This is a genomic window from Pseudomonas sp. RW409, assembly GCF_003184125.1.
Classification (GTDB): Bacteria; Pseudomonadota; Gammaproteobacteria; order Pseudomonadales; family Pseudomonadaceae; genus Aquipseudomonas; species Aquipseudomonas chlororaphis_I.
Window position 1 is genome coordinate 125,694 of record NZ_QHHP01000034.1, and the last position, 20,309, is coordinate 146,002.

General features: G+C 63.5%; 19 protein-coding genes. 17 read left to right on the forward strand and 2 right to left on the reverse strand.

Features of this window, described 5'->3' with window-relative positions:
• The first annotated feature begins 31 nt into the window (after positions 1 to 31).
• The 3 genes from DK261_RS16765 to DK261_RS16775 all read left to right on the forward strand — a co-directional run bounded on the left by DK261_RS16765 (position 32) and on the right by DK261_RS16775 (position 2,496).
• Positions 32 to 655, forward strand: a complete 624-nt coding sequence (locus DK261_RS16765; protein WP_053268525.1) for a glutathione S-transferase family protein — start codon at positions 32 to 34, stop codon at positions 653 to 655.
• A gap of 132 nt (positions 656 to 787) precedes the next feature.
• Complete coding sequence (locus DK261_RS16770; protein ID WP_009047814.1) at positions 788 to 1,720, forward strand: ABC transporter ATP-binding protein; 933 nt, start codon at positions 788 to 790, stop codon at positions 1,718 to 1,720.
• Positions 1,717 to 2,496, forward strand: coding sequence for an ABC transporter permease (locus tag DK261_RS16775; protein ID WP_007931651.1), 780 nt, complete (start codon positions 1,717 to 1,719; stop codon positions 2,494 to 2,496). The genes DK261_RS16770 and DK261_RS16775 overlap by 4 nt, the downstream gene beginning before the upstream one ends.
• 48 nt (positions 2,497 to 2,544) lie before the next feature.
• On the opposite strand, the gene DK261_RS16780 is transcribed toward DK261_RS16775, so the two are convergent.
• Positions 2,545 to 3,060: a DUF2062 domain-containing protein gene (locus DK261_RS16780; protein WP_009047815.1), complete on the reverse strand. Its 516-nt coding sequence runs from the start codon at positions 3,058 to 3,060 to the stop codon at positions 2,545 to 2,547.
• Between the two features lie 148 nt (positions 3,061 to 3,208).
• Between DK261_RS16780 and DK261_RS16785 the strand changes: the two genes are divergently transcribed.
• From DK261_RS16785 to DK261_RS16840, 12 genes are all read left to right on the forward strand, one after another.
• Positions 3,209 to 5,440 (forward strand): DNA internalization-related competence protein ComEC/Rec2, encoded by a 2,232-nt coding sequence (locus DK261_RS16785; protein WP_110176033.1) that lies wholly within the window; start codon positions 3,209 to 3,211, stop codon positions 5,438 to 5,440.
• Positions 5,441 to 5,542: 102 nt separating this feature from the next.
• On the forward strand, positions 5,543 to 6,178 hold the full coding sequence (locus tag DK261_RS16790) for a MotA/TolQ/ExbB proton channel family protein (RefSeq protein ID WP_009047817.1): 636 nt from the start codon (positions 5,543 to 5,545) through the stop codon (positions 6,176 to 6,178).
• Positions 6,175 to 6,603 (forward strand): biopolymer transporter ExbD, encoded by a 429-nt coding sequence (locus DK261_RS16795; RefSeq protein WP_009047818.1) that lies wholly within the window; start codon positions 6,175 to 6,177, stop codon positions 6,601 to 6,603. Before DK261_RS16790 ends, DK261_RS16795 begins: the two co-directional genes overlap by 4 nt.
• The gene (lpxK, locus tag DK261_RS16800) at positions 6,603 to 7,613 is read left to right on the forward strand and encodes a tetraacyldisaccharide 4'-kinase (RefSeq protein ID WP_028683134.1); all 1,011 of its coding nucleotides are present in this window, start codon (positions 6,603 to 6,605) and stop codon (positions 7,611 to 7,613) included. Before DK261_RS16795 ends, lpxK begins: the two co-directional genes overlap by 1 nt.
• A 23-nt stretch (positions 7,614 to 7,636) precedes the next feature.
• Positions 7,637 to 7,822, forward strand: a complete 186-nt coding sequence (locus tag DK261_RS16805) for a Trm112 family protein (RefSeq protein ID WP_007931663.1) — start codon at positions 7,637 to 7,639, stop codon at positions 7,820 to 7,822.
• On the forward strand, positions 7,819 to 8,583 hold the full coding sequence (gene kdsB / locus DK261_RS16810) for a 3-deoxy-manno-octulosonate cytidylyltransferase (RefSeq protein WP_028683135.1): 765 nt from the start codon (positions 7,819 to 7,821) through the stop codon (positions 8,581 to 8,583). The genes DK261_RS16805 and kdsB overlap by 4 nt, the downstream gene beginning before the upstream one ends.
• A complete protein-coding gene (locus DK261_RS16815; protein ID WP_007931667.1) occupies positions 8,583 to 9,047 on the forward strand; it encodes a low molecular weight protein-tyrosine-phosphatase in 465 nt (154 codons plus the stop codon). Before kdsB ends, DK261_RS16815 begins: the two co-directional genes overlap by 1 nt.
• Positions 9,044 to 10,063, forward strand: a complete 1,020-nt coding sequence (murB, locus tag DK261_RS16820; RefSeq protein ID WP_110176034.1) for a UDP-N-acetylmuramate dehydrogenase — start codon at positions 9,044 to 9,046, stop codon at positions 10,061 to 10,063. Before DK261_RS16815 ends, murB begins: the two co-directional genes overlap by 4 nt.
• Before the next feature lie 248 nt (positions 10,064 to 10,311).
• On the forward strand, positions 10,312 to 10,782 hold the full coding sequence (locus tag DK261_RS16825) for a (2Fe-2S)-binding protein (RefSeq protein WP_016702177.1): 471 nt from the start codon (positions 10,312 to 10,314) through the stop codon (positions 10,780 to 10,782).
• Positions 10,779 to 13,097, forward strand: coding sequence for a xanthine dehydrogenase family protein molybdopterin-binding subunit (locus DK261_RS16830; RefSeq protein ID WP_110176035.1), 2,319 nt, complete (start codon positions 10,779 to 10,781; stop codon positions 13,095 to 13,097). The genes DK261_RS16825 and DK261_RS16830 overlap by 4 nt, the downstream gene beginning before the upstream one ends.
• The gene (locus DK261_RS16835) at positions 13,097 to 14,092 is read left to right on the forward strand and encodes an XdhC family protein (protein ID WP_038580895.1); all 996 of its coding nucleotides are present in this window, start codon (positions 13,097 to 13,099) and stop codon (positions 14,090 to 14,092) included. The genes DK261_RS16830 and DK261_RS16835 overlap by 1 nt, the downstream gene beginning before the upstream one ends.
• On the forward strand, positions 14,089 to 14,682 hold the full coding sequence (locus tag DK261_RS16840) for an NTP transferase domain-containing protein (protein WP_110176036.1): 594 nt from the start codon (positions 14,089 to 14,091) through the stop codon (positions 14,680 to 14,682). Before DK261_RS16835 ends, DK261_RS16840 begins: the two co-directional genes overlap by 4 nt.
• 103 nt (positions 14,683 to 14,785) lie before the next feature.
• Here the strand turns inward: DK261_RS16840 and rne are convergent, their stop codons facing one another.
• Positions 14,786 to 17,977, reverse strand: a complete 3,192-nt coding sequence (gene rne, locus DK261_RS16845) for a ribonuclease E (protein ID WP_110176037.1) — start codon at positions 17,975 to 17,977, stop codon at positions 14,786 to 14,788.
• A gap of 716 nt (positions 17,978 to 18,693) precedes the next feature.
• Between rne and rluC the strand changes: the two genes are divergently transcribed.
• Together rluC and DK261_RS16855 are read left to right on the forward strand one after the other, a co-directional pair.
• Positions 18,694 to 19,650: a 23S rRNA pseudouridine(955/2504/2580) synthase RluC gene (rluC, locus tag DK261_RS16850; protein WP_007928042.1), complete on the forward strand. Its 957-nt coding sequence runs from the start codon at positions 18,694 to 18,696 to the stop codon at positions 19,648 to 19,650.
• Positions 19,640 to 20,302, forward strand: coding sequence for an HAD-IA family hydrolase (locus DK261_RS16855; RefSeq protein WP_038631117.1), 663 nt, complete (start codon positions 19,640 to 19,642; stop codon positions 20,300 to 20,302). Before rluC ends, DK261_RS16855 begins: the two co-directional genes overlap by 11 nt.
• Positions 20,303 to 20,309 lie beyond the last annotated feature (7 nt).

The window sequence follows — 20,309 nt, forward strand, 5'->3', positions numbered from 1 at the left end:
CTGCCTCGGCATTCATCACTGAGGAGCGGTCATGCTGAAGATCTGGGGTCGGAAAAACTCGTCGAATGTCAGGAAAGCATTGTGGTGCGCCGAAGAACTCGGCCTGACCTACGAGGCGGTGGATGCCGGTGGTGCCTTCGGTGTGGTGGACACCCCGGCGTATCGGGCGATGAACCCCAATGGGCGGATTCCGCTGATCGAGGACGACGGCTTCGTGCTGTGGGAATCCAACACCATCGTGCGTTATCTCGTCGCGCGCCATGCCGCCGGTACGGCCTGGTACCCGGACGATGTGCGGGCGCGGGCCTCGGCCGAGAAGTGGATGGACTGGACCACCTCGACCTTTGCCGAACCCTTCCGCCACCTGTTCTGGGGTGTGCTGCGCACGCCGGCGCAGCAGCAGGACTGGGACAAGATCAATGCCGCGCTGCACAACTGCGGCGAACTGCTGGCAGTGGTCGACCAGGCCCTGGCCGAACATCCCTACCTGTCCGGCGACGAAATCGGCATGGGCGATATCCCCCTGGGCAGTTTCATTTATGCCTGGTTCGAAATGCCCATCGAGCGCCCGCCATTGTCTAATCTGCAAGCCTGGTACGCACGCTTGCAGCAGCGTCCGGCCTATCGCAAGGCGGTGATGACCGCGTTGACTTAATACTGACTATCAACACAGGTGACTGTACTTGTGCGGCGTCGGCAAGCACCATTGGGTGTATCCGGCGCCGTTGCAATGCAGGCGATCCGCTCTTACCTATAATGTTCTCCCTTCTTGGTGCGTAAATCCGATATGAGTTCCGCTCTGTCCATCCGGCAGCTAACCAAAACCTACGGCAACGGTTTCCAGGCCCTGAGTGGTATCGATCTGGATGTCGCCGAAGGTGACTTCTTCGCCTTGCTCGGCCCCAACGGTGCCGGCAAATCCACCACCATCGGCATCCTCTCGACCCTGGTGAACAAGACCAGCGGCACGGTGAGCGTCTTCGGCCATGACCTGGACCGCGAGCCCGCCGCGCTCAAGCGTTGCATCGGCGTGGTGCCGCAGGAGTTCAACTTCAACCAGTTCGAGAAGACCTTCGACATCGTCGTGACCCAGGCCGGTTACTACGGCATCCCGACCAAGGTCGCCAAGGAGCGGGCCGAGCAGTACCTGACCCAGCTCGGGCTGTGGGACAAGCGTGATGTGCCGTCGCGCTCGCTGTCCGGCGGCATGAAGCGCCGGCTGATGATCGCCCGCGCCCTGGTGCACGAGCCGCGCCTGTTGATCCTCGACGAACCAACCGCTGGCGTGGACATCGAGCTGCGTCGTTCGATGTGGACCTTCCTCACCGAACTGAACCAGAAAGGCATCACCATCATCCTCACCACCCATTACCTGGAGGAGGCTGAGCAGCTGTGCCGCAACATCGGCATCATCGACCACGGCACCATCGTCGAGAACACCAGCATGCGCCAGTTGCTCAGCCAGCTGCATGTGGAAACCTTCCTGCTCGACCTGAAGACCGACATGAAGGTGGCGCCGCAACTGATCGGCTATCCGAGCAAGCTGGTCGACAGTCACACCCTGGAAGTCCAGGTCGACAAGGCCGTGGGCATCACCGCGCTGTTCAGCCAGTTGGCCCAGCAGAACATCGAAGTGCTGAGCCTGCGTAACAAAACCAATCGCCTTGAGGAGTTGTTCGTGTCCCTGGTGGAGAAAAACTTGTCGAAGGTGGCGGTATGAGTTCCGAGCTACGGCCCAACCTTGTCGCGCTGAACACCATCGTCTATCGCGAAGTCCGGCGTTTTACCCGGATCTGGCCGCAAACCCTGCTGCCGCCGGCGATCACCATGGTTCTGTACTTTGTGATCTTCGGCAACCTGATCGGCCGGCAGATCGGCGACATGGGCGGTTTCACCTACATGGAGTACATCGTGCCGGGCCTGATCATGATGTCGGTGATCACCAACTCCTACGGCAACGTGGTCTCGAGTTTCTTCGGCAGCAAGTTCCAGCGCTCCATCGAGGAATTGATGGTGTCGCCGGTGTCGCCGCACACCATCCTCATCGGCTACACCCTGGGCGGTGTGCTGCGGGGGCTGGCGGTGGGCGTGATCGTGACGCTGCTGTCGCTGTTCTTTACCCATCTGCAAGTGCACCACCTGGGCATCACCTTGCTGGTGGTGGTCCTGACGGCGACCATCTTTTCGCTGCTGGGCTTTATCAACGCGGTATTTGCACGCAACTTCGACGATATCTCGATCATCCCGACCTTCGTGCTGACCCCGCTGACTTATCTGGGCGGAGTGTTCTACTCCATCACCCTGCTGCCACCGTTCTGGCAGACGGTGTCGCTGGCCAACCCCGTGCTGCATATGGTCAACGCCTTCCGTTTCGGCATCCTGGGGGTTTCCGACATCCAGATCAGCGTGGCCATTACCTTCATGCTGGTCGCCACCGTGGTCCTGTACTTCGGTTGTGCCCGCCTGCTGGTCAGTGGTCGCGGCATGCGCCAGTAAGCCTGCGCAGATACAACAACGGCCTCCCTCGGGAGGCCGTTTGCGTTTCTACAGCCGGCTCTGCCTGCGGCGGCGCCATTGCCGGCCGACCCACCAGCGCCAATACAGCATGGTCAGGCAATAGGCGAGGGCGCCCAGCACCAGGCCGGCCACCACCGAGCCCAGCAGGAAGGGTTGCCAGAGGGTCGAGAGTTCGCCGCTGATCCATTCCCAGGTCAGCTCGTCGGGCAGGGTCCGGGCGGGCACGTTCATCAACCAGGCACCGACCTGATAGGTGCAGAAAAACACCGGCGGCATGGTGATCGGGTTGGTCAGCCAGACCAGGCTCACGGCAATCGGCATGTTGCCGCGCACGGAAATGGCCAGCACCGCGGCCAGCAACATTTGCGCCGGGATCGGCATGAAGGCCGCGAACAGGCCGACCGCCATGGCGCGTGCCACGGAGTGCCGGTTGAGGTGCCAGAGGTTGGGGTCATGCAGCAACGTGCCAAGAAAGCGTAAGGACTTGTGTTCCCTGATGCTGGTTGGATCTGGCATGTAACGTTTGAATAGGCGCCGGGGCATAAGGCTTCTCGGTCAGTTCAAGCGGCAAGTATGCCCGGATTCTAGAAGGCGCCCATTCAGACTTTGTGACAAATGATAAAGCTGGCGCCCTGTCCGCTGAGCTAAGCCAGAGAGTGGGAACACTCAAAAACTGCTCAAGGACGGGCTTATGCGCACAGGGATGCTGGCGTTGGCGGCGGGGCTTTTGAGCCTGCGCTTTTTGCCGGCGCTGCCAGCGATCGGATGGCTGGCAGTGCTGCCGGTGGTGGCCTTGATGCTGCTGCCGTTTCGCACCTATCCATTGGCTTTTTTCCTGTTGGGCCTGGCGTGGGCTTGCGTGAGTGCGCAATGGGCGCTGGACGATCGTTTGCCGGAACCGCTCGACGGACAGACCCGCTGGCTTGAGGGCCGGGTAGTGGGACTGCCGCAGCAGGCCGAGGGCGTGCTGCGTTTCGAACTGGAAGGCGGGCGGGCACGGCGCGGACGGATTCCCCAGCGCCTGCGCCTGGCCTGGTATGGCGGGCCGCCGGTGCACAGCGGCGAACGCTGGCGCCTGGCGGTAAAACTCAAGCGCCCCGCTGGGCTGGTCAATCTGCAGGCCTTCGATCACGAGGCCTGGCTGCTGGCCCAGCGCATTGGCGCCACGGGCACGGTCAAGGATGGGCAACTGCTGGCCGCCACGCAGGAGAGCTGGCGTGCGCGCATTCGCCAACGCTTGCTGCAAGTTGATGCCCATGGGCGCGCCGGTGGCCTGGCGGCCCTGGTGCTGGGTGACGGCTCGGGGCTGAGCCGGGAGGATTGGCGTGTCCTGCAAGACACCGGGACCGTGCACCTGATGGTGATTTCCGGGCAGCACATCAGTTTGCTGGCTGCCGTAATGTATGCCCTGGTGGCGGGACTGGCCCACTACGGCCTGTGGCCCGGACGTTGGCCCTGGCTGCCCTGGGCCTGTGGGCTGGCGTTCGCTTCGGCCCTGGGGTACGGATTGCTGGCGGGCTTCGACGTGCCGGTGCGTCGCGCCTGTGTGATGGTTGCCCTGGTGCTGATCTGGCGCCTGCGCTTTCGTCACCTGGGGGCCTGGTGGCCGTTCCTGCTGGCGTTGAATGCGGTGCTGTTGTTCGAGCCCCTGGCCAGCCTGCAGCCAGGGTTCTGGCTGTCCTTTACCGCGGTGGCGGTGCTGATCCTGATCTTTGGCGGGCGTCTGGGGGGCTGGCGCTGGTGGCAGTCCTGGACCCGTATTCAATGGTTGATCGCCATCGGCCTGTGCCCGGTGCTGCTGGCGCTGGGGTTGCCCATCAGCCTCAGCGGGCCGCTGGCCAATCTGCTGGCGGAACCCTGGATCAGTCTGTTGGTGCTGCCGCCGGCGTTGCTCGGGACCTTGTTGCTGGCGGTGCCTTACCTGGGCGAAGGCCTGCTCTGGCTGGCCGGTGGTTTGCTGGATTTATTGTTCCGCGGTCTGGCGCTATTGGCTGCCCAATGGCCGGCGTGGATAGCACCGGCCATACCGCTCTGGGCCTGGAGCATCAGTGCGCTGGGGGCCTTTCTGCTGTTGTTGCCCGCGGGTGTGCCGCTGCGTCCCTTGGGATGGCCGATGCTGCTGTTGATGGTGTTCCCGCCGAAAAACACGCTGCCATACGGCGAGGCGGAAGTCTGGCAGCTGGATGTCGGGCAGGGGCTGGCGGTGCTGGTACGGACTCGCGAGCACGCGATGCTGTATGACGCCGGCCCGCGTTTTGGTGATTCCGACCTGGGCGCCCGGGTGGTACTGCCATCGTTGCGCAAGCTGGGCATCGCGCGCCTCGACCTGATGCTGCTCAGTCACGCCGATGCCGATCATGCTGGTGGCGCCGACGCCGTCCAGCGCGGCTTGCCGGTGGCCAGGCTGGTCAGCGGCGATCCCGAGGGCTTGCCGGCCTATTTGCCGGCAGAGCCTTGCGTCAGCGGCGAGCAATGGCAATGGGACGGAGTACGGTTTTCTTTGTGGCAATGGACGGATGCGCAGAACGGCAACCAGAAGTCCTGCGTGATGCAGGTCGAGGCCAAGGGCGAGCGTTTGTTGCTGACGGGGGATATCGATGCCCTGGCGGAACGCGCGTTGCTGGATACCCCGCTGGCCGTCGAGACCCATTGGTTGCAGGCGCCGCACCACGGCAGCCGCAGCTCGTCGTCCCCGGCCTTGCTCAAGGCCCTTGCGCCTTCGGCGGTGCTGATTTCCCGAGGGCACGGCAATGGCTTCGGGCATCCGCACCCGCAGGTCGTCGAGCGTTATCGCCAGCAAGGGACTGCCATTTACGACAGCGCGGAGCAAGGAGCACTACGGCTGATGTTGGGTTCCTACACCGAACCGACGAGCCTGCGGGCGCAGCGGCGCTTTTGGCGCAAATGGCCACTATCTCCTTAAATAACCGAGAGTTATTAAAGCCTGAAGGCATGCGACATCAGGTTCTTCGGTGCATTCGGCCCCTATGTTAGAGTGGCGCACTTTTTCGAGGGGACTGTCACTGTGTGGGAATTGGTCATATCCGGCGGCTGGATGATGTTGCCGATCATTCTGAGTTCCATTGTCGCGGTCGGCATCATTGCCGAGCGCCTGTGGACCCTGCGGGCCAGCCGTGTTACTCCGCCGCATCTGCTGGGGCAGGTGTGGCGCTGGATCAAGGACAAGCAACTCAATAAGGACAAACTCAAGGAACTGCGCGCCCATTCACCCCTGGGCGAGATCCTGGCCGCCGGCCTGGCCAACTCCAAGCATGGTCGCGAGGTCATGAAAGAGTGCATCGAGGAAGCCGCCGCCCGGGTCATTCACGAACTGGAGCGCTACCTCAATGCCCTCGGCACCATCGCCGCCATGGCGCCGCTGCTGGGCTTGCTGGGGACGGTGCTGGGCATGATCGATATTTTCAGCTCGTTCATGGGCTCGGGCATGACCAGCAACGCCGCGGTGCTGGCCGGTGGTATCTCCAAGGCGCTGATTACCACCGCGTCCGGCCTGATGGTCGGTATCCCGGCGGTGTTCTTCCACCGTTTCCTGCAACGCCGGGTCGATGAGCTGGTGGTTGGCATGGAGCAGGAAGCCATCAAGCTGGTCGAAGTGGTGCAGGGCGACCGCGACGTCGATCTGGCCGAGGGCAAAGCGTGAAATTCCGCCGCAAGCCACGGGAAACTATTGATATCAACCTTGCGTCGTTGATCGACGTGGTGTTTATCCTGCTGCTGTTTTTCGTCGTGACCACCACCTTTACCCGGGAAACCCAGTTGCGCGTCGAGTTGCCGGAGGCCGTCAGCGGCTCGCCGGCCGAAGACCAGCAGACCAAGCAGTTGGATATCGCCATCAGCGCCGACGGGGTGTTTTCGGTGAACAACCAGGTGCTGCCCAAGAGCGACCTGGCCAGCCTGATCGAAGCCTTGCAGAAGGAGTCGGCGGGTGACACCAACCTGCCGCTGTCCATCAGCGCCGATGGCAAGACCCAGCACCAGGCCGTCATTACCGCGATGGACGCCGCCGGCAAGCTCGGTTTCAGCCATCTGCGCATGACCACCGTCGAGGCGGCGCCAGCACCCTGATGGCCATGTCCGATCGTTTGCTTGCTGCCTGGTACAACGGCCATCCCGTGCTGAGCCTGTTGCGGCCCCTGGAATGGCTCTATCGCCGGGTGGTGGTGCGCAAGCGTGAACGCTTCCTGGCCGGCGAGGGCAATGTCTACCAGCCGCCGGTGCCGCTGGTGGTGGTGGGTAATATCACCGTGGGCGGTACCGGCAAGACGCCGCTGATCCTGTGGATGATCGAGCATTGCCAGCGCAGCGGGCTGCGGGTTGGCGTGGTCAGCCGTGGTTACGGCGCCAAGCCGCCGCAGTTGCCATGGCGGGTCGCCGCCGAGCAGAGCGCCGATATCGCTGGCGACGAACCCTTGCTGATCGTCCAGCGCACCGGCGTGCCGCTGATGATCGACCCCGACCGCAGCCGCGCCGTGCGGGCCTTGCTGGCCGCCGAGCCGCTGGACCTGATTCTCTCCGACGACGGCATGCAGCATTACCGCATGGCCCGCGACCTCGAACTGGTGCTGATCGATGCCGCGCGCGGCCTGGGCAACCGGCGCTGCCTGCCGGCCGGGCCGCTGCGCGAGCCGGTCGAGCGCCTGCAAAGCGTCGACGCAGTGCTCTACAACGGCGCCAGCGACGATCGTGAGGATGGGTTTGCCTTTCGCCTGGCGCCCACCGCCCTGGTCAATCTGCAAAGCGGCGAACGCCGCGGGCTTGAGCATTTCGCGCCAGGGCAGGCGGTACATGCGGTGGCCGGTATCGGCAATCCGCAACGTTTCTTCACTACCCTTGAAACGCTACACTGGCAGCCTGTCCCGCATGCTTTTGCCGACCACGCCGAATACAGCGCGCAGGCGCTGAGTTTCACCCCGTCGCTGCCGCTGGTCATGACCGAAAAGGATGCGGTGAAGTGCCGCACCTTCGCGGCTTCCGACTGGTGGTATCTGGCGGTGGATGCTGTGCCATCCCCGGCCTTCGTGGCCTGGTTCGATACACAGCTGATGCGCCTGTTGCCCGCTCGTCTTTTGCCTTAAACGCTTCTATCCAGGGAATTCTCATGGACACCAAATTGCTCGATATCCTCGCTTGCCCGATCTGCAAGGGACCGCTGAAGCTCAGCGCCGACAAGACCGAGCTGATCAGCAAGGGCGCCGGCCTGGCCTATCCGATTCGCGATGGCATCCCGGTCATGCTGGAAAGCGAAGCCCGCACCCTCAGCACCGACGAGCGCCTGGATAAATGACCACAGCCTTTACCGTTGTCATTCCAGCCCGATTCGCCTCCACCCGCCTGCCGGGTAAACCGCTGCAGTTGATCGCCGGCAAGCCGATGATCCAGCACGTCTGGGAACAGGCCTGCAAGAGCGCCGCCCAGCGCGTGGTGGTGGCGACCGACGATGTGCGTATCGTCGAGGCCTGCCAGGGTTTCGGTGCCGAAGCGGTGCTGACCCGCGAAGACCACAATTCCGGGACCGATCGCCTGGCGGAAGTCGCCAGCCAGCTGGGCCTGGCGGCAGACGCCATCGTGGTCAATGTCCAGGGCGACGAGCCGTTGATCCCGCCGGCGGTGATCGATCAGGTGGCCGCCAACCTGGCCGCCCACACCGAAGCAAGCATGGCCACCCTGGCCGAGCCGATCGAAGATGTCGAAACCCTGTTCAACCCGAACGTGGTCAAGGTGGTCAGTGACATCAACGGCCTGGCCCTGACCTTCAGCCGCGCCACGTTGCCCTGGGCGCGCGACGCCTTTGCGAAAAACCGCGACCTGCTGCCGGAAGGCGTGCCTTATCGCCGCCATATCGGCATCTATGCCTACCGCGCCGGCTTCCTGCATGACTTCGTCAGCTGGGGCCCGTGCTGGCTGGAAAACACCGAGTCGCTGGAGCAGTTGCGGGCCTTGTGGCACGGCGTGCGCATCCATGTCGCCGATGCCCTGCAAGCACCGCCCGGTGGCGTCGATACCGCCGAAGACCTTGAGCGCGTTCGTCGCCTGCTGGAGGCCTGATGCGGGTTCTGTTTGTCTGCCTGGGCAATATCTGCCGTTCGCCGACGGCGGAAGGCGTATTGCGCCACAAGTTGCGCGAAGCGGGGCTGGCCGATCGGGTCGAAGTCGCGTCCGCCGGGACCGGCGAATGGCACATCGGCAAGGCGCCGGACAAGCGCAGCCAGCGCGCAGCGCTGTTGCGCGGTTACGACCTGTCGGCCCAGCGCGCCCAGCAGGTCAGCAGTGCGGACTTTGCCCGCTACGACCTGATCCTGGCCATGGACGAGAGCAACCTGCGCAACCTCAAGGCGCTGCAGCCGGCCCAGGGCAAGGCCGAGCTGGACCTGTTCCTGCGCCGCTACGAAGCGGCGGTGGACGAGGTGCCGGATCCTTACTACGACGGTGAGCAAGGTTTCGAGCAGGTGCTGGACTTGATCGAGTACGCCAGCGACCGGCTGGTCATCGAGCTGAAGGGGCGCCTATGAGCTTGCATCTGCAGTCCCAGGTTTCCCTCAAGCCCTTCAATACTTTCGGTGTCGATGTGCGCGCGCAGCTGTTCGCCGAGGCCTACAGCGACGCCGACGTGCGTGAGGCGCTGGCCTATTCGGCGCAGCACCGACTGCCGCTGCTGGTGATCGGCGGCGGCAGCAACCTGCTGTTGACCGCTGATATTCCGGCGCTGGTCTTGCGCATGAGTACCCGGGGCATTCGCCTGCTGAGCGACGATGGCCAGCAAGTGGTGGTCGAGGCCGAGGCCGGCGAGACCTGGCATCCGTTCGTGCAATGGACCCTTGAGCAGGGCTTGTCCGGCCTGGAAAACCTCAGCCTGATCCCGGGGACCGTGGGCGCGGCACCGATGCAGAACATCGGCGCCTATGGGGTCGAGATCAAGGATGTGTTCGCCGGCCTGACCGCGCTGGATCGGCAGAGCGGCGAGCTGCGCGATTTCAGCCTGGAACAATGCCAGTTCGCCTACCGCGACAGCCTGTTCAAGCAAGAGGCCGGCCGCTGGCTGATTCTGCGGGTGCGGTTTGCCCTGGCCCGCAGCGAGCATCTGCATCTGGAGTACGGCCCGGTGCGCCAGCGTTTGAGCGAGCAGGGCATCGAGCAGCCGACGGCCAGCGATGTCAGTCGCGCCATTTGCAGCATCCGCAGCGAAAAGCTGCCGGACCCGACCGTGCTGGGCAATGCCGGCAGCTTCTTCAAGAACCCGGTGGTGCCCGCGGCGCTGGCGGCCGAGATCAGGCAGCGGCATGTGGGGCTGGTGGGTTATCCACAGGCGGATGGACAGGTGAAACTGGCAGCTGGCTGGTTGATCGAGCAGGCGGGCTGGAAAGGGTTTCGCGATGGCGATGCCGGGGTGCATCGCTTGCAGTCGCTGGTGCTGGTCAACTATGGCGGTGCCACGGGCTTGCAGTTGTTGAGCCTGGCGCGAAGGATCCAGCAGGATATCGCGGAGCGCTTCCATGTTCAGCTGGAGATGGAGCCCAATCTCTATTGAGCCCGTTGAGCTAAGCTCAGAGCGCACTAGCAAAGCCTTGCACGGGTTCACACCCTGCAAGGCTTTTTTGTTAATCGCGGCTTAACTTAGCCTGCTAACAATGCAACTATTTGTACCTCCAAAGGCCCGGTGAAGACGTCCCGTCTTCATAAGAGAGCCCATTAGCCTGAGTCGATCTGCTCCTGCAAGTCGTTGTACTCAACGGCAGATTGCTCGACCCCATAAACGGAAAATATGCGGGCGTGCCCATGATTACTCTGAAACTCAACGGTCAAGATCACCAACTGGATGTCACCGAGGACATGCCGCTACTCTGGGCCATCCGCGACGTGGCGGGCTACAACGGCACCAAGTTCGGTTGCGGCATGGGCCTGTGCGGTGCGTGCACCATCCATATCGACGGCTCCCCGGCGCGCAGTTGCATCACGCCGATCGGCTCGGTGGTCGGGCAGAACGTCAGCACCATCGACAACCTGCACAGCGACCCGGTCGGCAAAGTCGTGCAGCAGGCCTGGCTGGACAGCGCGGTGGCCCAGTGCGGCTACTGCCAGGGCGGGCAGATCATGTCGGCCACCGCCTTGCTCAAGGTCAACCCCAACCCCAGCGACGAACAGATCGAAGCCGCCATGGTCGGCAACATCTGCCGTTGCGGCACTTACAACCGGATCAAGACCGCGATCCGCCAGGCGTCCACCCACCTGAAGGAGGCCAAGGCATGAGCCAGCTGCCGAATGATTTTGCCTTGAGCAACCTCAGCCGCCGCGGTTTTCTCAAGGGCGCCGGCGCCACCGGTGCGCTGGTGCTGGCGGCCAGTTGGGGTTGGCAGGATGCCTTTGCCGAAGAGAAGAAATTCGGTGCCGATGGTATGCCCCATGGCTGGGTCGATGACCCCAAGGTGTACGTGAGCATCGCCGCCGATGGCAGCGTGACCGTGCTCTGCAACCGTTCGGAAATGGGCCAGGGCGTGCGTACCAGCCTGAGCATGGTGGTCGCCGACGAACTGGAGGCCGACTGGGCGCTGGTGAAGGTCAAGCAGGCACCGGGCGACGAGGCGCTGTTCGGTAACCAGGACACCGACGGTTCGCGCAGCATGCGCCATTGGTACGAGCCGATGCGGCGCTGCGGCGCGGCCGCCCGGACCATGCTTGAACAAGCGGCGGCCGAGCAGTGGAAAGTCCCGCTGGCCGAGTGCCGGGCGCAGTTGCATAAAGTGATCCACCAGCCGAGCGGCCGTGAACTGGGCTACGGCGCCCTGGCCGCCGCGGCGAGCGCCCTGGCGGTGCCGGCCCGTGACAGTCTGCGCTTGAAGCAGCCGGGCGAATTCCGTTACATCGGCAAGGAGGGCACCCGCGCCATCGACGGTGCGGACATCGTCAACGGCCAGGCGGTCTACGGCGCCGATGTGCATTTCGACGGCATGCTCTTCGCCACGGTTGCGCGCCCACGGGTCTATGGCGGCAAGGTCAAATCCTTCGATGGCAGCGCGGCGCTGAAGGTCCCGGGGGTGATCAAGGTGCTGCAGATCGACAGCCGTCCGCTGCCGTCCGAGTTCCAGCCGCTGGGAGGTGTGGCGGTGATCGCCAGCAACACCTGGGCGGCGATCAAGGGCCGCGAGGCGCTGAAGATCGAATGGGACGATGGCGTCAACGCCGGCTACGACTCGATTGCCTACCGCAAGGAGCTGGAAGCCGCGGCGCTCAAGCCGGGCAAGGTAGTACGCAGCACCGGCAATATCGACGAAGCCATGAGCAGCGCCGACAGCAGCCTGGAAGCCTCCTACTACCTGCCACACCTGGCGCAGGCGCCGATGGAGCCAATGGTCGCCGTGGCGCGCTTCAAGGACGGCCAGTGCGAAGCCTGGGCCCCGAGCCAGGCGCCACAGGTGACCCGCGAACGTATCGCCGAGCGCCTGGGTATTCCCTTCGACAAGGTGACGGTCAACATCACCCTGCTCGGCGGTGGCTTCGGGCGGAAATCCAAGCCCGATTTCATCCTCGAGGCGGCGATCCTCGCCAAGGAAGTGCCGGGCAAGGCGGTGCGGGTGCAATGGACCCGCGAAGACGACATTCACAGCTCTTACTTCCACACCGTGTCGGCGGAATACCTCAAGGCCAGCCTGAACAAGGACGGCATGCCGTCCGGCTGGCTGCACCGCACCGTGGCGCCGAGCATCACTGCGCTGTTCGCCCCGGGCATGAACCATGAGGCCGCCTTCGAGCTGGGCATGGGCTTTACCAACCTGGCCTATGCGATTCCCAACGTGCGCCTGGAAAACCCCGAGGCCGCCGCGCATACCCGGGTTGGCTGGTATCGCTCGGTGTCGAACATCCCCCACGGTTTCGCCATCCAGAGCTTTGTCGACGAACTGGCCCACAAGGCCGGTCAGGACCCGTTGAAGTACCAGCTCAAGCTGCTGGGGCCGGATCGCCGGATCGATCCACGGACCTTGAGCGAAGAATGGAACTACGGTGAGTCGCCGGAGCGTTACCCGATCGACACCGCCCGCATGCGCGGCGTGCTGGAGACCGCGGCCAAGGCGGCGGGCTGGGGACGCAGCCTGCCCAAGGGCCGTGGCCTGGGGCTGGCGGTGCACTACAGCTTCGTCACCTATGTGGCGGCGGTGATCGAGGTCGAGGTCAAGGATGATGGCACCCTGATCGTGCACAAGGCCGATATCGCCGTGGACTGCGGTCCGCAGATCAACCCCGAGCGTATCCGCTCGCAATTCGAGGGCGCCTGTGTGATGGGCCTGGGCAATGCGGTGGTGGGCGAGATCAGCTTCAAGGACGGCAAGGTCCAGCAGGACAACTTCCATATGTATGAAGTGGCGCGCATGTCCCTGGCGCCGAAGGAGGTTGCCGTGCACCTGGTGACGCCGCCGGGCGATGTGCCGTTGGGCGGTGTCGGTGAGCCGGGCGTGCCGCCGATCGCGCCGGCCCTGTGCAATGCGATCTTTGCCGCCACCGGCAAGCGCATCCGCAACCTACCCGTGCGTTACCAGCTGCAAGGCTGGCAACAAGCGGGTAAGGCCTGATGGACAGCGTTGATCTGAATGTCCTGCGCAGCGTGCTGGAATGGCGCCGCGCGGGGCAGCGCGTGACCTTGTACAGCGTGGTCCAGACCTGGGGCAGCGCGCCGCGGCCACCGGGCGCCATGCTGGCCTTGCGCGAAGACGGCATGGTGATCGGCTCGGTCTCGGGTGGTTGTATCGAGGACGACCTGATCGCCCGTTTGCACGATGGCCGCCTGCCTCAGGACGGGCCGCCGGTCCAGCTGGTGACCTATGGCGTGACCCGCGAGGAGGCTGCGCGTTTTGGCCTGCCTTGCGGCGGCACCCTGCGCCTGACCGAGGAGCGGGTTGGCGATCCGGCCTGGGTCGCCGAACTGCTGGCGCGTTGCGAGGCGCATGAGATTGTTGCCCGGGAGTTGAACCTGAGCAGCGGCGAAGTGCTGCTGAAGCCGGCCAGCAAGACCGACGTGCTGAGCTTCGATGACACGACCCTGCGGGCGATCTATGGCCCGCGCTGGCGGCTGTTGCTGATCGGCGCCGGGCAGTTGTCGCGGTATGTGGCGGAAATGGCGCGGCTGCTGGACTTCGAAGTGCTGATCTGCGATCCGCGCAAGGAGTTCGTCTACGGCTGGGAAGAGCAGCATGGGCGTTTTGTGCCGGGGATGCCGGACGATGCGGTGCTGAGCATCGAGACCGACGAGCGTACCGCCATTGTCGCGTTGACCCATGACCCGAGGCTGGATGACATGGCGCTGCTGACCGCGCTCAATTCCCGGGCGTTTTACGTCGGGGCGCTGGGTTCTCGGGTCAACAGTCAGAAGCGTCGGGAGAACCTAGCCCAGCTGGGGCTGGAGCCGCAGGCCATCGAACGCTTGCACGGGCCTATCGGCCTGCATATCGGCAGCCATACGCCGGCGGAGATTGCCTTGTCGGTGATGTCGGAGATCGTCGCCATCAAGAACGGCATCGACCTGCTGCAGAAAAAGCCGTCTCAAGTCACTGCGCAGGTGAGCGCTTGAGTCAGTCGCTGTGCGCGGTGGTCCTGGCCGCGGGGCAGGGCAGCCGTTATCGGCAGGCGGCAGGGGTCGAGCAGGACAAGTTGCTGGCTCCATGCCAGGGGCGGGACAGGGTGGTCAGGCCGGTAATCGAGCAAGTCTTGAAGAGCTTGCCCGCGCTGTTGGCTCGTAGGGTGTTGGTGACAACACCGGAGCGCCGCGAAGTGATTGCCCTGGCTGAAGCCTATGGCTGCCAGGTGGTGCTTCTGGATTCGCCGGGCATGGGCGACAGCCTCGCGGCTGCCGTCGGAGCCTGTACCGATGCCAGTGGCTGGCTGGTGCTGCTGGGGGACATGCCCTTTATCCTGCCGTCGAGTATCGAAAGTGTGGCGCGGGGGCTGGGCGAGCGGATGATCAGGGTACCTGTGCATGACGGTGCCTATGGTCATCCGGTGGCTTTTGGCGCGGCCTTTGGGCAGGCGTTGCAGGGCCTGTCCGGGGATCGAGGTGCCAGGCCATTGTTTGCCGCGGGGCAGGTTGTCGAGGTAGAACTGGCGGATGCAGGCGTGTTGTGGGACGTGGATGTGCCGCAGGCGTTGGTTTTTACCGGTTGAGATCGTTGTGTTCGCTCTCGCGGCGGGCGTGATGATCAAAGAATCGCAGGCATAAAAAAGCCCCGCCTGGGTGACCAGGCGGGGCTTTTTATCGGGCTAGGAATCAGACGAGAGGTTTAGGCTCGTGCTCTTCTTCCAGGGCCTTTGGCTTGTGCTCTACCACTTCTTCGACGGAGCGTGGGGCTTCGTCGGCAGCAGGGGCAGGTTGCTCGATGGCCGGTTCGGCAGCAGGAGCAGCCTCGACCACCTCGGCAACCACCGGCGCAGGCTCGGCAGCCACTACGGCTTCTACCGGAGCTTCAGCGGCGGCAGCGGCAGCCAGTTCGGCTTCCTTCAGCAGACGCTCGGCTTCGCGCTTGCGACGACGCACTTCACGTGGGTCGTTTGGTGCGCGACCGGTGCTGGTCAGGGCGCTGACCGGTGCGGCCTCGACAACCGGCGCAGCCACTTCGGCGGCAGGTGCTTCAACTGGTGCTGCCGGTGCGGTAACCACAGGCTCGGCAACTACAGGCTCAGCAGCCACGATTTCTGCGACTGGCGCAGGCGCTTCGGCAACGATCGCCTCGGCGGCACGCTCGAAGGCACGAGGCGCTTCCTGGGCTGGCTCTGCCGCTGGTGCTTCTGCGACTGGCGCTTCGATCACTGGCTCGGCAACCACTGCGGGTTGTTCTGCAACAACAGCAGGTTGCGCGGTCTGTTCTTCACGCTGTTCTTCACGGGCCTGGGCGACTTCAACAGCCGGTGCTGCTGGAATCTCTACCGCAGTGGTGGCCTCGACGACCGGTGCTTCGACGGTCGGTGCGGCTTCCTGGACGGCAGCGGTGGCACGTTCGGCCTGCTCGTGAGCCTGGGCTTCGGCCGGGGCGCTGATCACGGTGCTGGCAACGGCGGCGGTTACCGCCAGGCCTGCGGCCAGATCGGCGCTGCTTGGCTCTTCGCTGTTCTCTTCCGAACCTTCGATCACATTGCCGTTGGCGTCACGCTGGCGCTCACGACGGTTGCTGCGACGACGCTGGCCACGGGAGCGGCGGCGTGGACGATCGCCTTCGGCGTTCTCCTGGCCGTCTTCCTGCAGTTGCTCTTCGTTCGGCAGCAGCTCTTCTTCAGCGACGGCAGCGGCCTGTTCGGCGCGTGGTTGACGCTCTTCACGCGGTGGACGCGGTTGACGCTCTTCGCGTGGCTGGCGAGCCGGACGCTCTTCAGCGGTAGCGGCAGGAGCAGCGTCCAGCGGTTCGCGCAGTTCGCGCACACGCTCTTCACGCTCGCCACGTGGCTTGCGGTCTTCGCGTGGTGGGCGTGGTTGACGCTCTTCCCGTGGCGGACGTGGCGCGCGCTCTTCGCGAGCGGTGGCCTGGACTTCCTCGCGAGCCTCGCGGACTTCACGTGGCTGACGCTCTTCGCGGGCTTCACGCGGTGCGCGCTCTTCACGAGGGGCGCGTTCTTCGCGTGGCTTGCGTTCTTCGTCGCGGCGACCGTTACGGTTGCGGCTCTGCTGGCGACCGTTGCGGCGTTCTTCATTGCGCGCAGGACGCTCGGTGGCCGGTTTTTCAACCACGACCGGAGCGGCTGGCTCTTCCTTGGTGGCGAACAGGCTGACCAGGGACTTCACCAGGCCCTTGAACAGGCTTGGCTCGGCAACGGCGGCCGGGGCGGCAACAGGAGCTGCGGCAACTTCGGTTGGAACCGGTGCGTTGGCGCGGGCTGGAGCAGTCTTGACGGCGGCTTCCTGGCGAACCAGGGTGCGGGTCGCGGCGGCTGGCTGGACTTCTTCGGCTTCGGCAGCGGCAGCGGCGATTTCGTAGCTGGACTGGTTGATGCTGGCTTCCGGGCTGTCATCGCGCAGACGCTGGACTTCGAAGTGCGGCGTTTCGAGATGGTCGTTCGGCAGAATGACGATACGAGCACGGGTGCGCAGTTCGATCTTGGTGATCGAATTGCGTTTTTCGTTGAGCAGGAAGGCCGCGACCGGAATCGGCACTTGGGCGCGAACTTCGGCGGTGCGGTCTTTCAGGGCTTCTTCTTCGATCAGGCGCAGGATCGCCAACGACAGCGATTCGACGTCGCGGATGATGCCGGTGCCGTTGCAGCGTGGGCAGACGATGCCGCTGCTTTCGCCGAGGGATGGGCGCAGGCGCTGACGGGACATCTCCAGCAGGCCGAAGCGCGAGATGCGACCGACCTGGACGCGAGCGCGGTCGGCTTCCAGGCATTCGCGGACTTTCTCTTCCACGGCGCGCTGGTTCTTGGCCGGGGTCATGTCGATGAAGTCGATGACGATCAGGCCGCCGATGTCACGCAGGCGCAGCTGGCGAGCGATTTCTTCCGCTGCTTCCAGGTTGGTCTGCAGGGCGGTTTCCTCGATGTCGCTGCCTTTGGTGGCACGGGCCGAGTTGATGTCGATGGACACCAGGGCTTCGGTCGGATCGATGACGATGGAGCCACCGGAAGGCAGTTCGACGACGCGCTGGAAGGCGGTTTCGATCTGGCTTTCGATCTGGAAACGGTTGAACAGCGGGACGCTGTCTTCGTACAGCTTGATCTTGCTGGCGTACTGCGGCATCACCTGGCGGATGAAGGTCAGGGCTTCGTCCTGGGCTTCAACGCTGTCGATCAGCACTTCGCCGATGTCCTGGCGCAGGTAGTCGCGGATGGCGCGGATGATCACGTTGCTTTCCTGGTAGATCAGGAAAGGCGCTGCGCGGTCCAGCGAGGCTTCTTTGATGGCGGTCCAGAGTTGCAGCAGGTAGTCGAGGTCCCACTGCATTTCTTCGCTGCTGCGGCCCAGGCCGGCAGTGCGCACGATCAGACCCATGTCGGCAGGGGCTACCAGGCCGTTCAGGGCTTCGCGCAGTTCATTGCGCTCTTCGCCTTCGATGCGACGGGAGATGCCGCCGGCACGCGGGTTGTTCGGCATCAGCACCAGGTAACGACCGGCCAGGCTGATGAAGGTGGTCAGGGCTGCGCCCTTGTTGCCACGTTCTTCTTTTTCGACCTGAACGATGACTTCCTGGCCTTCGCTCAGGACGTCCTTGATATTGACGCGGCCTTCGGGGGCTTTCTTGAAGTATTCGCGGGAGATTTCTTTGAGGGGCAGGAAGCCGTGGCGCTCAGAGCCGAAATCGACAAAGGCAGCCTCGAGGCTTGGTTCGATGCGAGTGATACGGCCTTTATAGATGTTGGCCTTCTTCTGCTCGCGTGCACCGGATTCGATGTCCAGGTCGTAGAGGCGTTGGCCATCTACCAGTGCAACACGCAACTCTTCGGGTTGAGTTGCGTTAATCAGCATTCTTTTCATGTAGTACCGTCGGTTTCCGGGCTGCCGGAAACGGCGTTCGGCACACACGACTTCTCACGGTCGGTGTCAGGTGCGTCAGGAGCGGTTGGCCGCTCCAGTGTCTAGCGAAATCCGGCCAGTTGGGGCGAACTCGCGACTCACGCGTCCTGCTTGCTGGGGTGACAAAAGGCACCTCTTAAGCAAAAGCTCAATCAGGAGGAGGAATCAACCGGCGACTGTGGACGAGATGAAGCGTCTTGATAAAGCCTAATGCTACACAGTCCGACGGTTGTGCATCTCCACCCTACACGTATCCCTGATAATTCGGGTGCTGCCGCGCGCAGAATCCGCAGCGGGTTGGCATTTACCGTGAGCTCCGAAAGGGGAGCTCACGCATCATGGCTAATTTAGGCGGTGTTTCCGAAGCGCTCGCTCGGGTTCGTTCGTAGCTGACTGCACTTTGTGAACTGGCCGTGAATATTTGCTCGAAAGGCGAGTGGGAACTCTGCTTTTCGGCGTGCTTCAGGCCTCATGTCACCTGCGCTTGTTACAACTGCAAAACTCCACCGTTCGTAGCGAAAGCCCCGTAGGACGGCCTCGCATCCTGGTGAATTGCGTTGGTCAGGGCCGGCTGTTGGCCGTTGGTCCGCTGTCCAGGCCGCTTTTGGCGGCGTTCGCGACTATAGCAGTAATCATTAAGTGCTTCAATTCCATAAAAAATTGTTATCATTTGCGCCATGACGACTACTGCCCCCTCGACCCCAGGCGTTCAACTGCTTGAGGTCTCGCCGGAATATGCCGGCCAACGAATCGACAATTTCCTCCTCGCTCGGCTCAAAGGCGTGCCCAAGACCTTGATTTACCGCATTTTGCGCAAAGGCGAAGTGCGAGTGAACAAGGGTCGGATCAAGCCCGAATACAAGCTGCAGGCCGGCGATATCGTGCGCGTGCCGCCGGTGCGCGTGCCTGAGCGCGACGAACCTGTGCCGGTGGCGCAGGGGCTGTTGCAGCGCCTGGAGGCTTCGATTGTCTATGAAGACAAGGCCCTGATCGTGATCAACAAGCCCGCCGGCATCGCCGTGCATGGCGGCAGCGGTCTGAATTTCGGGGTGATCGAAGCCTTTCGTCAGTTGCGCCCGGACGCCAAGGAACTGGAACTGGTTCACCGCCTCGACCGCGATACTTCCGGTCTGCTGATGATCGCCAAGAAGCGCAGCATGCTGCGCCATCTGCATGAAGCCTTGCGCGGCGATGGTGTCGACAAGCGCTACATGGCGCTGGTGCGTGGGAACTGGGCGACCTCGATCAAGCAGGTCCGTGCGCCATTGCTCAAGAGCAACCTGCGTTCCGGCGAGCGTATGGTCGAAGTGAACGAGGAGGGCAAGGAGGCCTTGACCGTGTTCAAGGTGCTGCGCCGCTTCGGTGACTTCGCCACCATGGTCGAAGCCAAACCGGTAACCGGCCGTACTCACCAGATCCGTGTGCATACCCTGCATGCCGGGCATTGCATTGCTGGCGACAGCAAGTACGGCGACGACGATTTCACCAAGGAAATTCGTGACCTGGGCGGTAAGCGCCTGTTTCTGCATGCCTACATGCTGACCGTGCCGCTGCCCGATGGCGGCGAGCTGAAATTGCAGGCACCGGTGGATGAAATGTGGGCCAAGACCGTGGAGCGCCTGAGTGCACCCTGATTACAAGCTGCTGATCTTTGACTGGGACGGCACCCTCGCCGACTCCATTGGTCGGATAGTCGAGGCGATGCATGTGGCCTCCGATCGCTCGGGATTTGCCCGGTGCGACGATTTTGCGGTCAAGGGCATCATCGGCCTGGGGTTGCCGGAGGCGATCCGCACGCTGTATCCACACATCAGCGATGCCGAGCTGGTGGATTTCCGCCAGCACTATGCCGATCACTACATTGCTCTGGAGGCCGAGCCTTCTCCGTTGTTTGCCGGGGTAGTGCAGTCTCTCGAAGCTTTCCGGCGCGAGGGATATCATCTGGCGGTAGCGACCGGTAAAGCGCGTCGTGGCCTGGACCGGGTGTTGAAGGCCCATGGCTGGGAAGATTATTTCGACATCACTCGCGCTGCCGACGAAACCGCGAGCAAGCCTCATCCGCTGATGCTCGAGCAGATCCTGGCGCATTGCGAGGTGCGCCCCGAGCAAGCGTTGATGGTCGGGGATTCCTCCTTCGACCTGCTGATGGCGCGTAACGCGGGCATGGCATCGGTTGCGGTCAGTTATGGCGCGCAATCGCTGGCAGCCTTGCAGGCTTATGAGCCGCGCCTGTCTATCGATAGTTTTCCTCAATTGCATGCCTGGCTCGGCCGGCGGGGCAATTGAGCCTTTT